This is a genomic window from Paenibacillus xylanexedens (assembly GCF_007680605.1).
Lineage (GTDB): Bacteria > Bacillota > Bacilli > Paenibacillales > Paenibacillaceae > Paenibacillus > Paenibacillus xylanexedens_B.
The window spans coordinates 224,963-239,957 of record NZ_VEIO01000003.1 but is presented as its reverse complement, the minus strand read 5'-3'; the positions used below and the strand labels follow the sequence as shown (position 1 = coordinate 239,957).

At 47.7% G+C, this 14,995-nt stretch carries 11 protein-coding genes and 1 pseudogene; 10 read left to right on the top strand and 2 right to left on the bottom strand.

Features of this window, described 5'->3' with window-relative positions:
- The first annotated feature begins 401 nt into the window (after nt 1-401).
- The 7 genes from FS818_RS18880 (at nt 402) to FS818_RS18850 (ending at nt 7,749) form a co-directional block, all read left to right on the top strand.
- Nucleotides 402-1,046 (top strand): SDR family oxidoreductase, encoded by a 645-nt coding sequence (locus FS818_RS18880; RefSeq protein ID WP_145333675.1) that lies wholly within the window; start codon nt 402-404, stop codon nt 1,044-1,046.
- A 53-nt stretch (nt 1,047-1,099) separates the two neighbouring features.
- Complete coding sequence (locus FS818_RS18875) at nt 1,100-1,852, top strand: response regulator transcription factor (RefSeq protein WP_145333674.1); 753 nt, start codon at nt 1,100-1,102, stop codon at nt 1,850-1,852.
- Nucleotides 1,849-3,234 carry a sensor histidine kinase gene (locus FS818_RS18870; RefSeq protein WP_145333673.1) on the top strand — a complete coding sequence of 462 codons (1,386 nt, stop codon included), beginning with the start codon at nt 1,849-1,851 and terminating at the stop codon, nt 3,232-3,234. The genes FS818_RS18875 and FS818_RS18870 overlap by 4 nt, the downstream gene beginning before the upstream one ends.
- A 105-nt stretch (nt 3,235-3,339) precedes the next feature.
- Nucleotides 3,340-4,176 carry a PepSY domain-containing protein gene (locus tag FS818_RS18865; protein ID WP_145333672.1) on the top strand — a complete coding sequence of 279 codons (837 nt, stop codon included), beginning with the start codon at nt 3,340-3,342 and terminating at the stop codon, nt 4,174-4,176.
- Between the two features lie 241 nt (nt 4,177-4,417).
- Entirely contained in the window at nt 4,418-5,047 is a 630-nt protein-coding gene (locus tag FS818_RS18860; protein ID WP_186375544.1) for a PepSY domain-containing protein, read from the top strand.
- Between the two features lie 235 nt (nt 5,048-5,282).
- Nucleotides 5,283-6,080, top strand: coding sequence for an ABC transporter ATP-binding protein (locus FS818_RS18855; RefSeq protein WP_145333830.1), 798 nt, complete (start codon nt 5,283-5,285; stop codon nt 6,078-6,080).
- A gap of 1 nt (nt 6,081) precedes the next feature.
- Nucleotides 6,082-7,749 (top strand): hypothetical protein, encoded by a 1,668-nt coding sequence (locus tag FS818_RS18850; RefSeq protein ID WP_145333670.1) that lies wholly within the window; start codon nt 6,082-6,084, stop codon nt 7,747-7,749.
- 1,072 nt (nt 7,750-8,821) lie between these two features.
- Here FS818_RS18850 and FS818_RS29585 read toward each other — a convergent pair.
- Nucleotides 8,822-9,808: a Glu/Leu/Phe/Val dehydrogenase family protein gene (locus FS818_RS29585; RefSeq protein ID WP_397351794.1), complete on the bottom strand. Its 987-nt coding sequence runs from the start codon at nt 9,806-9,808 to the stop codon at nt 8,822-8,824.
- A 216-nt stretch (nt 9,809-10,024) separates the two neighbouring features.
- A pseudogene (locus FS818_RS29355) lies at nt 10,025-10,285 on the bottom strand (Glu/Leu/Phe/Val dehydrogenase dimerization domain-containing protein); the annotation flags it as partial.
- A 431-nt stretch (nt 10,286-10,716) separates the two neighbouring features.
- On the opposite strand from FS818_RS29355, the gene FS818_RS18835 reads away from it, so the two are divergent.
- The 3 genes from FS818_RS18835 (at nt 10,717) to nikA (ending at nt 14,969) form a co-directional block, all read left to right on the top strand.
- The gene (locus tag FS818_RS18835) at nt 10,717-11,232 is read left to right on the top strand and encodes a DUF2179 domain-containing protein (protein WP_145333669.1); all 516 of its coding nucleotides are present in this window, start codon (nt 10,717-10,719) and stop codon (nt 11,230-11,232) included.
- Between the two features lie 314 nt (nt 11,233-11,546).
- Nucleotides 11,547-12,974 carry a pectate lyase family protein gene (locus tag FS818_RS18830; RefSeq protein ID WP_145333668.1) on the top strand — a complete coding sequence of 476 codons (1,428 nt, stop codon included), beginning with the start codon at nt 11,547-11,549 and terminating at the stop codon, nt 12,972-12,974.
- A gap of 357 nt (nt 12,975-13,331) precedes the next feature.
- Nucleotides 13,332-14,969: a nickel ABC transporter substrate-binding protein gene (gene nikA, locus FS818_RS18825; protein WP_145333667.1), complete on the top strand. Its 1,638-nt coding sequence runs from the start codon at nt 13,332-13,334 to the stop codon at nt 14,967-14,969.
- Nucleotides 14,970-14,995: the final 26 nt, after the last annotated feature.

Below are 14,995 nucleotides of genomic sequence, written 5' to 3'. Positions count from 1 at the left end.
GCTTTACAGGTATGAACGCATGGATTTATACAGATATTATACGGAACGAAGAAGCGAAAGAGAGAAATAGTGAAGGAGAGGCAGGGCCCCTTTATCGTAAGCAGGAAAATACACATGCATGTAACCAAGAATCCTGTTGGTATACCTTATTATGACACGTATCATAGGGCCTCCATGTGAGACAGTTTATATATCCACAGACTGTAGGATGAATACGGTGCGGTGTGGCACGGAGCCAAGATGTATAGGGTCTACCGACTCAGCTAGCGCTTAAAAGCAGCCGCTTTCGTTTAAAAGATAAGGTGAGGCTTTTACATTAAAAGTCTATAAGATAAACAAAATTATAGCAGACAGGGAGCATTGTTATTGCTCTTTTACACAACCTGAGAGGAGAATGAACAATGAACGTACTGGTGATTGGAGCAAATGGACAGATTGGTAAACACCTGGTGGAACAGCTGTCTCAGGAAGGCAAACATCAGGTTACGGCCATGATTCGCAAGTTGGAGCAGGCAGATGCACTGAAGGAACTTGGTGCACAGGTTGTCATGGGTGATCTGGAGGGTACCGTGGATGAGCTTGCCGAAGCGATGAAAGATCAGAATGCCATCGTGTTCACAGCTGGTTCAGGCGGCTCAACGGGTCCGGACAAAACATTGTTAATTGACCTGGACGGTGCAGTGAAAACGATGGAGGCCGCAGAGAAACAGGGTATTTCCAGATATATTCTGGTCAGCGCCTATGGGGCCGATCAGCGGAGTAAATGGCCGGAAGAGATCAAACCGTATTATGTGGCAAAGCATTTTGCGGATCGTGCATTGTTTGCCAGTGATCTGAACTATACCATTATCCGTCCCGGAGGTCTGAAAAATGAACCGGGAACCGGCAAAGTGGCTGTGGGTACTGACCTGAAACCGGGTAGCATTGCTCGTGAAGATGTGGCACGTGTCATCGTAGCCTCCTTGCAGGAAGAGAAGACGTATCGGATGGCCTTTGATCTGATAGCTGGAGATCATGCCGTATCGGACGCTTTAGGCAAATTGTAAACAGATGTTGTAAACTAGCGGGAGAAGGATATGACGGGTGAGGGGGAATCAGCATGAATGAAGCTGTGCTGGTCATTGAAGATGAACCCAAGATTGCAAGGTTGCTTGAACTGGAATTGCAGTACGAAGGGTATCAGGTCACGAAAGCAGGCAGTGGAACAGAAGGGTTGGAAAAGTATAGCGAGGGGCAATGGGATTTGATTTTACTGGATATCATGTTGCCTGGTCTGAGTGGCATCGAGGTTTTGCGACGAATTCGAGCCAGGGATGCTGCTATCCCAATCCTCATGCTGACAGCGAAGGATTCAGTGGAGGATAAAGTGTCCGGTCTGGATCTTGGCGCCAACGACTATATCACGAAGCCTTTTCAGATTGAAGAGTTGCTGGCCCGAGTTCGTGCAGCATTGCGACTTGCTGCGGCTTCTTCTGCAAGGACATTGAATCATGCCCCGGAGCAGGAAACGGTGAATGAATCAGCAGTTCAGCAACAGGAAGCAGACACAGCGTGGTTAACTGCTGCTGATTTGAAACTGCATGAAGGGACGCGCGAGGTTTTTCGGGATGGACAAGCAATAGAGCTTACCCCTCGAGAGTTTGATCTGCTGGTGTATTTGCTACGCAACCAGCGTCAGGTGCTCAGTCGGGATCAGATCGTACAATCCGTGTGGGGATACGATTATTATGGGGATACCAATGTGGTGGACGTGTATATCCGTTATGTGCGCAAGAAGGTGGATAACGGATTCACGCCACCTCTAATACATACCGTAAGGGGCGTAGGATACGTCCTGAAGGAGCAATCATGAGCTTGCGCAGTAAAATCTACGGATATTCGTCGGTTTTATTTGCTGTGCTATTAATTGCGGCGAATCTTTCCGTTTATCTCGTATTTGAGCGAGTATCCATTAATAATGAGATTCGCCGAGTCGAAGCGGAAGCCGAGTCGATCGTCGCGGGAGTACGACAGTCCGCTGGCTCAATTCCGCCAGACGATCTGCTTCGGGCTTATGCGCCCGTGAACGGCATGCTACGCATTGTACATGAAGACGGTAGCAGTTCACCTGTGACTACAACGGGAGCATCCGAACAACTCAGCAAGTTGTCTTTTCAATATGAGAATGAGAAGAAAGCCGCGTATCTCCAGTTGGATCAGGTTGGTTATGTGTGGGTTTCCATGCCATTAATTTGGCCGGATGGAGAAGTCGTAAACTTGCAGGTTACCCAGAGTGTGGCAGAAACAGAGCAGGGGCTTGCTACCCTACGAACGGTATTAGTGATTGTCACCATTATTGCGCTGATTCCTGCGGTGGTCTCCAGCCGAATTTTGGCGAACCGCATGACAAGACCAATTCAGCAAATGACACGTACGATGAGTGATATTCAAGCGAGTGGACATTTTAAGCGGCTAACGCTGGAGGAAACCTCAAAGGACGAATTGAACACGATGGGCCAGACGTTCAATCGCATGATGGATCTGCTGGAGTCGAACTTCGAACGGCAGGAACGCTTTGTCTCGGATGCATCACATGAGCTAAAAACACCGCTGACGATCATTGAGAGTTATGCCAGTCTGCTCAAGCGCAGGGGGAAGGAGCGGCCTGAAGTATTCGATGAAGCGGTGGAAGCGATTCTGTCGGAATCGGTACGTATGCGTGAGTTAACGGAGCAGCTGTTGCTCCTGGCCAAGCAGCCGGAGCAATGGAATGTACAACTGGAGCGTATAGATATTGCGAAGCTGGCTGAGGGTTCTACGCGTGCATTCCGTGAAGCATATCACCGTGAAGTGCATTGTGACGTTTCGGGCCCCATCTGGGCGATCAGTGATGAGAGCAAGCTGAAGCAGCTACTGTTTATTTTGCTGGATAATGCACGGAAATATAGTGAAGATGCCATTGAAGTCAGACTGGAGAGCCAGGGCGAAAACTGCCTGATACGGATCGTGGATACAGGTATAGGTATGCGGCAGGAGGATCTGGCGAAAGTATTTGACCGTTTTTACCAGGTCGATGTCTCCAGAACCCGAAGCGGAATTGCCAGCGGGTCTGGTCTCGGACTGTCGCTTGCCAAGGAGCTGGCAGGCGCTGTCGGAGCACAGATTGAGCTAACGAGTGCAGAGGGTGTTGGCACGGAGGCATGTATTATTTTACCGCGATCCAAATCGGATAGCCGAAGTAGCACACTCTCATGAAATTCTCATTCTTCTCTTCTATACTGATGACATACAAGGCTGGTAAATGGCGTTTCAACGTAAATACTCAGATAAGTTGTGGAAGAACGTGAGGAGGAAGTGCGTATGACAGAGCAGGAAAAGCGGCCTGAAATGATACGAAGTGAACATGAGCATGAGCATAGGCTCGGAAATAAAAATATAAATAGAAGTCACAGAGGTATAGGATCACCAAAGGTACTGTGGTTGGGGGCCGGAACACTGGCTGTAATGCTCCTCGTAGCAGTGATATGGTGGAAACCTTGGGAACCAGCCCGTGAGCAGTTATCTGCTGATGCGGTTGCTCAATCTGTGCTGAATCAATATCCGGGGGAGATCGTTCATTCTACCCTGAAGGACGGTACGTATTCGATGCAGCTCCGTTCGGAGACCGGTTTATACGATGTGCAGGCCGATGCATTCACGGCGACCGTTCAATCCATCAAACGTCTGGAATCGAGTCCGCAGGCTGAAGAGAAGACGTTATGGAGCCGTGAGCAGATGAAGGCGGAGTTACTGAAGCAAAGAGCCGGGGAGCATCTTGTGTCGCTGGAACTGGTTGAACAACAGGGTAGTCCCGTGTACACCGCAGTGGTGGAAGCCAGGGATAACAGCCGCCAAGAACTGACGCTTGATCCATATACGGGCGAGATTATTTCCTCCAAAGCGATCAAGCCATCTCCGCCATCAGCAACGGGAGGAACGGATAAAGAGCCACAGTTTCTAAATGAGAAGCAGGCCGAGCAGAAGGCGCTTGCGAGAGTTCCCGGCGAAGTGGATGATGTGGAACTACGTGGCACGAACAGTGGCAATCCGTATTACCTGGTTGAGATCGATCTGGAAGACGGGCGGGAGGCGACGGTGCAGGTGAATGCGATCTCGGGTGCCATACGTTCGGTAACTTGGGATAAGGACGACGATTAGGAATTTCTATAAGGATCTATGTATTGATAAGTGATGGTCCCCTGAAAGGATATTTCTTACATTGAAGTAATCGTGTCCATACTCATTGTAGTTCAATTTATGTTATTTTCTGAAAAGGGGTAAGAATACTCTCCTCATTTTCTCATCAAATTCTAATCTTTCTCTCTCTAATCTCTCATTCGCCCAGGTTATTCTAAATATGTAGACGAGAACGAGAACAATAACAAGGAGATGAATGATGATGATGAACAAACATAAACTTTGGATTGGAAGCTTGTCGGCAGCGGTGTTGCTTGGTGGATCAGCGGTCGCGGCTAGCGGCAATATGAACGGGCAACCGGCGCCACAAGTACAATCTCAAACGACACAATCCACGAGTGCGAACCAGAACAACAAAGGTAAACTGCTGACCGTATCCCAAGCTAAATCCATAGCGCTGAAAGCAGTGGAAGGCAAAGTGGATGATGTGGATCTGGAGCGTAGAAACGGTCAAACCTTCTATGAAGTCGAGATCGACAGAAAAGGTAACCCTGATGTGACAGTTAGGTTGGACGCTTATACGGGTAAAGTTTTGGCCGTTGTTAATGATGATGACTACGATGACGATGATGATTATCGGGATAATGGAACAGGTAACTCTTCAAGTACTTCTGTTTCCAATCAGGTGAAATTGACGGTTGCACAAGCTTCCAACATTGCACTGAAACAAGTGACTGGTGGCAAAGTAACGAAGGTTGAGCTGGATCGTGACAATGGTCGTTATGTCTACGAGATTGAGCTGAGAACAGCTCAAGGTGAGGCAGACGTGGATATCGACGCGAACACAGGTAAGGTGTTGTCGTTTGATCAGGATTTTGATGACGAGGATTAATTGATAAATTGCAACGAAGTGTGGAATGGATGGAATTGATTTTCGACTAGGATCACTGTTTGTAGTATATACAGCTTAGACCGATCATATTAGCAGAAAGACGCTTTGAATGAAGCGTCTTTTTTTGTCGTACTTTATAGAGTTCATAGATCCCCTAATCCAAACTGTGGTAAACTAGTAGAATTGTAGAAATAGTATAGACAAGGAGCTGGATAACGAAGTGGCTGGTGAACAAATGAGATCGGAAACGACTGGAGAACAAGTACTGTCAATTGAAGGCTTACGTATGCGGTATAACGGGCGTTATGTATTAAACGGCATCGATCTGGAAGTGAATCGCGGGGAGATGATCGGATACATCGGGCCCAATGGAGCTGGCAAGAGTACAACGGTCAAAATTTTGCTTGGATTAGTGGAAGGTTATGTAGGTAACGTTCGTATTTTTGGACAGGATATCGCTGGCGGCGATGTGGAATATAAGCGTAGAATCGGGTATGTGCCGGAAGTGGCAGAACTGTATGAACAATTAACTCCGGCGGAGTATTTAACGTTTACGGGAGAGTTATATGGCTTGTCTTATGAAGATGCGGATTACAAAGCAAAGCTGTTGATGGATTGTTTTGGACTGGAAAAATCATATCATTCCCGCATTGCCTCCTTCTCAAAGGGGATGCGTCAGAAAGTGCTGTTAATCTCGGCTCTGCTGCATGATCCTGATCTGTTATTCCTGGATGAACCGCTGAGCGGGCTGGATGCCAATAGTGTGATGGTAGTGAAAGAGATTTTGTCACAGTTGTCCGCAAAAGGCACAACCATCTTCTATTCGTCACACATTATGGATGTGGTGGAGAAGATCAGTAGCCGGATTATATTGATTGCCGAGGGGCGTGTCGTGGCAGACGGTACGTTCAAGCAACTTCAGCAGCAATCGATGGAAGGGTCACTGGAGGAAGTGTTTAATCAATTGACAGGCTTTAATGAACATAAGGCGATTGCTGAGCGCTTTGTGTCCATTGTGCAGGAGGTGAACTAATATGGCGGAACCCTCCGATTTTCGTACGCTCCAGATTATGGATCGTTTTCGGCCGATTATCACCAAGACGGGTGCTGATTATGACGTGCTACGCCTCATTTTACGGGTGAAGTTCCAGATGGATCAGCGCAGAGTGCCTACGATTATGGCCGGAAGGTCAAAGAGTAAGGAGAACAAAGAAGGTAACCAGTATGTTCGTTCTCTCTGGCTGTATGCCTTGATGGGAGCAATCATGGTTCCCTTTGTCGTCTGGAATACAGGGCAATTCATGCTTCAGATGGGCATTCTGTTTGGCGTGCTGATGTTTATGATTATGACGTCGATGATTTCCGATTTTTCATCGGTGCTTCTGGACATCCGGGATCGCAATATTATTCTGACCAAACCCGTCAATGCGCGAACCGTGGGAATGGCCCGAGCTATTCATGCGGGGGTCTATCTGGTGCTGCTGACAGGTTCAGTGACGGCTGCGCCGCTCATTGCCGGATTGGTTACGCACGGAATTGGTTTCTTCCTGATCTTTCTGTTTCAGATTATTCTGATTAGCATACTGATCTTGGTGACCACATCCCTCATCTATCTCTTCATGATGAAGTTTCTGGATGGGGAGAAGTTGAAAGACATGATCAATATGGTGCAGATATTGCTTTCCGTGGGGATCGCAATTGGATATCAGTTTGTCGTTCGTTCCTTCGATATGATTGATTTTAAAGTAGCTTTTACGCCGGAATGGTGGCAACTGCTCTTACCTCCGCTATGGTATGCTGCTGCATACGAATGGTTATTCGCAGGTCATGGCGGGGGGTGGATCTATACGTTAACAGCGCTTGCTGTTGTTGTTCCGTTGGTTTGCCTGATTGTATATGTGAAGCTTATGCCATCCTTCGAGCTGTATTTGGAAAAAATGGCCCACTCCGGCCAGACATCCAGCCGCCGCCGGGGAAACTGGGATCGCATGCTTGCCAAGCTGTTCAGTCGCTCTACAGAGGAGCAAGCCTGCTTTCGTCTGTCAGCCAGCATGATGCGCAATGAGCGGGAGTTCAAGCTGAAAGTGTATCCTTCGCTAGGTTTTTCATTAGTAATGCCTTATATCTTTTGGTATACCGCTTTACAATCATCGACCTGGACGGAATTCAGGCAAAGTTCATTTATGTACACCTTATATATTATGCTGGTTCTTTTGGTAACGATCGTAATCATGCTGAAATATTCTGGTCAGTACAAGGCATCATGGATCTTTCGCGCCGCGCCAATGGCTAATGAAAATGTATTATATCGAGGCGCCCTGAAGGCATTTCTAAGCAACATATTCATACCTGTATTCCTGCTGAATGCGGTTGTGTTCACATGGACATTCGGACTTCGAATTTTGCCAGATATTGCGATTATTCTGCTCACAGCTACGGCTCTGATCCCGGTATCCGGGAAGTTTATGCTACAAAAGCCGCCGTTCTCCCAATCGTTCAGTGTGGCCCAGCAAAGTGACGGGTGGTATATTTTCGCTGCTTTACCTGTGTTCGCTTTACTGTGGGGTGCTCATGTCTTTTTCCGTTCTTTCTCCGGAGGTGTCTGGATGTACGGCGTGATCTTGATTGTGGCGAATGTGCTGCTGTGGACGCTGTTGTATCGTGTGAAGAAACCAGTGGTCAAGTCGTCTGTAGTCGTTTGAGCTGGAGTCTGCCGAGGAGCTTTCCAGGGTTCTTACTCTGGTTGAACTTGCTGAAGGCATAAGTTGTGTAATTCGATGTAGTGAGTCTAAGCAAGATTGATGGAAGTGAGTATATATTTTCGCCCCGTGAGCGGCTTGCAATTAACCGCACGCGGGGCTCTGTTACATAACAAGGGTGGTTAATCAGGGGAAGAAGTAAGGGATGGAGTAAGGTTTAAAATAAAGTGCATGAAGTATAGGGTAGAAATGAAGAAATGAAGTAAAGGTAGAAATGAAGAAATGAAATAAATGATATAAAGGAAGAAATGAAATAAGTAAGCAAACAAAGTAATTGAACTGGATGAAGAAATGAAGCGAACAAAGAAAACGGAGTCAATAAAGAAAACAAAGTGAATAAAGAAAACAAAGTGAATAAAGAAAACGGAGTAAACAGCGTAAATGAAGTAGGTGAACCGAGTGAAACAGGTACAGTGAGTAACCCGATACGCGGTAAATCGGATAAGTAAATCATACAAGTAGGCCAGTGTGCAGTAGTGATTGAAACAAGTAACCTGACGAGTAGTAGAGGGGGATAAGTAACTCAAACAAGTAATCCAGGTACAGTAGATGGATAAGTAACTCAACAAGTAACTCTAGGTGTGATTCTAACGATCTCAGATGAGCTTATTTGGGTGAAAAGTGGCCCTTGGGAATTCTAACGATCACCAGGAAGCTTATTGCTGCAAAAGAGGATGTTTTAGGCCGAAAAAGAGCTGAATTTTGCAAAATAGCGTGTCTGGTGATCGTTAGCTTGGGGCAACATGCAAAATGGGCCAAATAACATCTCCTGTGATCGTTAGAATGTGGTGACAACTAACTGGTGTTGCAGACGTTAGTGTAATGCAGATGCAGATACAGATACAGATACAGATATAGGTGCATGTGCAGGTGTAGATGTAAGTGTAAGAGTAAGTGTAAGAGCACGTGGGGAACTGTTTAGAATAAAGAGCTCTGCGAATCTCCGGATAAAATGCTAATCAGTACTCACCTCATCCATGAAAGACAGACATGTTTTAAGTGTGACTTATTGGGTCTAGTCGGTCTGGCCTGATTCGAGAATAGCTTCGGCCAGACGATCGGCTGCATCTGCTGTGAAGATTCCAGATTGCGCAGCCTCTGCGTATACCTTGCTGAGCGTGCCTGCTATCCCCGCCACTTTCTGGCGGATCAGGTCAGGCCCAGCTCCCTGCAGTTCGCAGGCGGTGCTGATAATGCCGCCTGCGCTCAGCACGTAGTCAGGCGCGTACAGAATGCCGCGCGCCTGCATGCGGCCAGCAACCAGCTGTCGTTCACTCAGCTGGTTGTTGGCCGCCCCGGCGACAATGGAGCAGCGAAGCTCCTCCACGGTCGCCGGGGTGATCACGCCCCCTAGGGCACAGGGGGCGAACACCTTGCAGTCAGCGGCGTGAACACGGGCCGGATCGGCCGAGATGGCGCCGCTGAACTGCACAAGGGCACGTTGTACACGTTCCGGTACAACGTCTGCCACGATCAGCCGTGCCCCGGCTGCATGCAGGTAACGGCACAGGGCATACCCGACCTTGCCCAGTCCCTGGACGGCAACGGGAATGCCCTGCAGATCGGCTACGCCCTGGTGGCGCAGAGAGGTGACAATGCCGATGTACACGCCGTAGGCGGTCATGTCGGCAGTGAAGTCATCCTGTGCGCCAAGGGAACCCGTGGTATCCGTCACATATGCCGTCTCCACCCGGATCTGGTCCATGTCTGCCGCCGTTGTGCCCAGATCCAAACCTGTCACGAAGCGACCGTGTAATCGCTCCAGAAACCGCCCGAGAGCCCGAAACTGCGATGCACGAATGTCTTTATTCTTCGCTGGATCTGCCAGACCTTCGCCAAACGTACCATTCACTGACGAGTCTGCTTGCGTCCTGCTAAAAGAGCCATCTTTCGTTGTGTCCATCCACACTTTGTCTTGTGCTTGTGCTTGTGCTCGGCCTCGTGTTTCGTCTTTTGAAGTATCCGCTACCATCCCGTTGAAAGCTTCGTCTGCTTCGTCCATCCCTGAGTTTACCAGCATCTTGCCCAGCGCATTATTCTTCGACGAGTCCGCTAGCGCTTCTGCAAACGTGTCTCCCTTAGCCGAGTCCAGCAGTGCCTCATCAAACATATCAGCTTCATGCGAGTCTATCAGCACGCTATCAAGCATATTGCTCTTCACGGTGTCTACCAGTCCCCCGTCAATCCGTTCCCCCGTCGTCATCTGCTCCGAAGCACCGGTCACATCCCAGACAACAGCCTTACCACCGCCATAAGGCAAACCTGCCATGGCATTTTTGTAAGTCATGCCTTTGGCCAGCTTTATCGCATCCCGGATTGCTTCTTCTTTGGATGTATAGGCCCAGTAGCGGCATCCACCCAGAGCCGGGCCAAGAGTTGTGTTATGAATGGCAATGATTGCTTGAAGTCCGCTGGAGGAATCGTGGCAAAAAACAAGCTTTTCCATACCTTCCTGCTCCATTTCCCGCCATATTTCCATGGAACACTCCTCCTTTGAAGTTCATCCGTGCCGTACTCACCAAAGGCAACTGATTTCCTTATAAAACCTGCATCCCGTCTATATTTTGCGCTCGAACATTTCTCTTGCATGGGCTCGAAAAGGATAAGGAATCACCCTAAATCCAATGTGCTTCATACATCATATTCACGCTACCGTTATTACGCCCCTGGGACCTTCGCCGGGTTGAACATCGATACAAACGGTCTTATAATGGCAGTTCCGGCATACTGAAAATTTACATGAAGCCGTTTAAGAAGAGGGCATAACGTCCAATGATGGAGATAGAAGAATATGATGGACCGCATGAGCTTAGATTGTTAAATGCATTTCAATGAACTAGAAGTTTTCGCTTTGCAGCACGTAACAAAGGCCCCGATTCATCGAAAAGGTCTAGGAAAGAGGGATCGTCATTGCTTAAAATTTTGTTATTTATCTTTTTGATTCAGATTGTATATGTATCGGCCTACACCCTTCGCATGATCTTAACGCTCAAAGGACAGAAATACATCGCTGCCTTGATCAGTATGGGTGAGATTGTAATCTATGTGCTGGGCTTGAATCTGGTACTTAGCTATTTGACCCAGCCATCTGCGCTGATTGTATACGCCGTGGGATACGGGCTTGGAGTACTGCTTGGAGCATGGATTGAGGAAAAGATTGCACTTGGATATGTTACCGTGAAAGTGATTTGCAACCAGATGGACGGCAATGTTGCCAATGCGCTTCGGGACAAGGGGTATGGTGTTACCGCTTGGGTAGGCAGCGGACGTGACGGAGATCGGCTGGTCATGGAGATTTTGGCGAAACGTAAAAACCAGAAGTTGCTCTACCAGACCATTCTGGCTCTCGATCCCAAAGCTTTTGTCATTACCGTGGAGCCCAAACAGTTCCATGGCGGCTTCTGGACACGTTCAATCAAAAAGTAAAATCGGGCAGGTCTGCACTAGATGCGGTCCTGTCTTTTTTATTTCACTTATCTATACACGTGTTATTCCCTTCGTCGATTTCTCATTCCACCCTCAAATCCCGTCATACAAGTTAAGTTGATACGATGCGAGGTTGTTTCGGGTACCATTTGCATCCTGTCAGCCGTTCTCACAGGAATGTGAAATCAGGATTATTGTTGTAATCGCTTCCATGATTTACATTGTGAATATGTCACTTGCGACACGACATGCCGCAGAGGGACAGGAAGGACAACTCATCATTCAACATTATACTATCGGGAGGAATCAATTCGATGAAAAAAACAGTACGAAGCTTATGCAGCACGGCTCTGGCCCTCACGCTGGGGTTCACCTTATTATCCGGACCTGCGAGTGTGCAGGCAGCAGGCAATGCGGATTACAACCTGACCGGTTTCTCCCAAGGCAACACGGGCGGTGGAATCATCAGTGAGTCAAACACATCCGCGTATAAAAAAGTGTATAATGCCACCGACCTGGCGCTGGCTCTGAAAAAGAACTCCGGTGTCAAAGTCGTTGAAATTATGAACGACCTCAATCTAGGATGGAACGAGATTCCAAGCGCGGCACAGACTTCGCCTTTCGCGAAGCATAACGATGCACTGACACATCCGGTATTGAAGCAGACGGGTGTCAGCAAAATTACGGTGGACGGCTTCAACGGACTAACCATTTTCTCGGCTAATGGCTCCAAGATCAAACACGCTGCCATCACGGTGAAACGAAGCTCTAACGTGATTATTCGTAACCTGGAATTCGATGAGCTGTGGGAATGGGATGAATCCACCAAAGGGGATTATGACAAAAACGATTGGGATTACATCACCCTTGAGGACAGTAGCGGCGTGTGGATCGATCACTGCACGTTTAACAAAGCCTATGACGGACTCGTCGATTCGAAAAAAGGAACCAGCGGTGTAACCATCTCCTGGTCCACCTTCAAAGGGGATGACGGTAGCGCGAACAGCTGGGTTACCCGTCAGATTAACGAATTGGAAGCCAATAAATCTTCCTATCCAATGTATAACCATCTGCGTAGCAGTGCAGTCGGCTTAAACAAGAATGACATCATCGCTATTGCTGGGCCGCAGAAAAAAGGACATCTCGTCGGTGCAACCAGTCTGGAATCCGCTAACGCTAATTTGTCGATTACTCTGCATCATAACCTGTATAAAGACATTCAGGATCGCATGCCGCGTCTGCGTGGCGGTAATGCCCATGCCTATAACATCATCATGGATGCTTCGGGTGCCCGTTCAGCTCAAGCGCGTATTACTAACGCTATGGCCACAGCCATTGCATCTAAAGGCTACAAATTTGGGATTACCAGCAATGGCGCTATCTCTACCGAAAGTGGCGCTGTGTTGGTTGAAAAATCAGTAATCAAGGATGTACAGTACCCTGTACGCAACAATCAGACGGACCCGACCAACGCCACATATACCGGTAAAATCAGCGTGCTCGATACGATGTACTCTCTGGACGGAAGCTCCTTCCGTGGTAATAGTGATACGGCAGGTAGTCCGCTTGCACCTGTTCCGGCCGTAATTAAACCGTTCTCCTGGAATGGATTCTCATCTCTTCCTTATACGTATACAACGGACGATCCATCCACACTGAATGCACGTCTCACTGCTTCCAACGGTGCAGGAGCAGGAAAGTTAACTTGGTCTAAAGACAACTGGCTGAAGACAAGCTACTGATTCTATACTGCAGTGCGATCCTGTATCGTAAGTTGCTATATGACCAAGGTGAATAAGGTTAAACTTTAAGCGAGAATGAAAATGCACAGCAGCATGGAATATTTGAATTCAAACATAAGCTGTTCCGCGAGTAAGAAGCGGAACAGCTTATTGTTTTTTTTAGAACGTATCCCGGCTGGAGATATTATATCTAGTGAAGCTTTCTCAACGAGCAAAGATGGCTTTCTTCAAAGATTTAATAGGTGTGCATATTATGTCGATTTTTGTTGACAAAAGGCGGTCTCCTGCCTATTCTTAATGAATGAATATGAGAATCATTATCAAGAATATAGCATATAGAAAAGGGGTTCAATGTTTATGTTCTCTCAGCATCGCAAATCCTCAGCCTTCATACTGGTAACAACGTTGTTGTTGCTGCTTGTTATTGTAGGCTGCAGTAATACAGGAAGTGGCAAAGAATCTTCTTCAGCTTCAGGCGATCAGGCGGCTTCGGCGAAGTCGATTACGATGTCGTGGCCACGGGATATCGGTACCATGAATCCACATACGTACAATCCGTCCCAATTGTTTGCCCAATCCATGATCTATGAACCACTGGTGAGTTACCAGAAGGATGGTAAACTGGAACCGGCACTTGCGGAGTCATGGACCATCTCTGATGATGGCAAAGTCTATACATTCAAGTTGCGCCAAGGGGTGAAATTTTCCGATGGCACACCTTTTAACGCTGAAATTGTGAAAAAGAATTTTGACTCCGTGATGAAAAATAAAAAAACACATAGCTGGCTTGGCATCGTTGGCGTGCTGGACAAAACCGAGGTCGTAGATGATCATACGTTCCGCATGACACTTACGGAGCCGTATTATCCTGTGCTTCAGGATTTGTCCGTTGTTCGCCCGTTCCGTTTCCTGGGTGCGGCCGGATTCCCGGATGATGGGGATACATCCAAAGGCATCAAGGAACCAGTAGGTACGGGCCCATGGATGCTGGCTGACTATAAGCAGGATGAGTACGCGGTCTTCAAACGTAACCCGAATTATTGGGGTACTGCACCGGCGTTTGATCAGATTACGGTCAAAATCATCCCTGATGCAGAGACACGTGTGCTTGCTTTTGAAAAAGGCGACCTGGATCTGATTTACGGTGAAGGCGTGATCAGTCTGGATGCATTCCAGCAGCTTCGCGAGAACGATAAATATGTAAGCGAACTGTCCGACCCTGTAGGTACTCGTGACCTGTTGCTTAACTCTTCGAATCCGAAGTTGTCTGATGTGAGAGTGCGGAAGGCACTTCAACAGGGCTTTAACAAAAAAGCAATGGTAGAAGGTGTCACATCGGGTCTGGAAGAACCGGCTGATACGGCACTGTCCAAAAACTATCCATATACCAATGTGGATCTGAAACCGATCGAATATAACGTGGAGCAGTCCAAAGCGTTGCTGGATGAAGCAGGCTGGAAGCTGCCGGCAGGCGGAACCGTGCGTGAGAAAGACGGACAGAAGCTGGAGTTTGAATTGATTTTTGATAAAACCGACCCGATTCAGAAAGCGATGGGCGAAACCATTCAGGCCGAATGGAGCGAGCTCGGGGTTAAAGTAAACCTTACCGGACTTGAACTAACGGTACAGATCAAACGTCTGAAAGCCAATGATTTCGACCTGTACTTCTGGTACAACTATGGTGCACCGTACGATCCGCACTCCTTCATTAACGTCGTAGCAAGCCCGGGATTCGGAATCTCCGAGACACTTACTGCTTTGCCTATGAAAAAGGAACTGGACGATCAGGTGCATGCAGCACTGTCCTCTACAGACGAGAAGAAACGTCAGGAACTGTATACATCCATTCTGACGACATTGCAGGACCAATCGGCGATTGTACCGATTTCTTATGTGAAGAAAACAGCCGTATATCAGAAGAAAATTGCTAAGTTTGTCTTCCCGGCGAATCGTGATGAAAATCCGTTTGTGGGGATGCAGTTAAGCAATCCATAATCATAGTTGATGAGCGTCAAAAACGT

What these genes read in the sequence shown, in the direction of transcription:
- FS818_RS18880 (WP_145333675.1), top strand. Translation starts at nt 402, where the DNA reads ATGAACGTACTGGTGATTGGAGCAAATGGACAGATTGGTAAACACCTG.
- FS818_RS18875 (WP_145333674.1), top strand. Translation starts at nt 1,100, where the DNA reads ATGAATGAAGCTGTGCTGGTCATTGAAGATGAACCCAAGATTGCAAGG.
- FS818_RS18870 (WP_145333673.1), top strand. Translation starts at nt 1,849, where the DNA reads ATGAGCTTGCGCAGTAAAATCTACGGATATTCGTCGGTTTTATTTGCT.
- FS818_RS18865 (WP_145333672.1), top strand. Translation starts at nt 3,340, where the DNA reads ATGACAGAGCAGGAAAAGCGGCCTGAAATGATACGAAGTGAACATGAG.
- FS818_RS18860 (WP_186375544.1), top strand. Translation starts at nt 4,418, where the DNA reads ATGATGAACAAACATAAACTTTGGATTGGAAGCTTGTCGGCAGCGGTG.
- FS818_RS18855 (WP_145333830.1), top strand. Translation starts at nt 5,283, where the DNA reads ATGAGATCGGAAACGACTGGAGAACAAGTACTGTCAATTGAAGGCTTA.
- FS818_RS18850 (WP_145333670.1), top strand. Translation starts at nt 6,082, where the DNA reads ATGGCGGAACCCTCCGATTTTCGTACGCTCCAGATTATGGATCGTTTT.
- FS818_RS29585 (WP_397351794.1), bottom strand. Translation starts at nt 9,808, where the DNA reads ATGGACGAAGCAGACGAAGCTTTCAACGGGATGGTAGCGGATACTTCA.
- FS818_RS18830 (WP_145333668.1), top strand. Translation starts at nt 11,547, where the DNA reads ATGAAAAAAACAGTACGAAGCTTATGCAGCACGGCTCTGGCCCTCACG.
- nikA (WP_145333667.1), top strand. Translation starts at nt 13,332, where the DNA reads ATGTTCTCTCAGCATCGCAAATCCTCAGCCTTCATACTGGTAACAACG.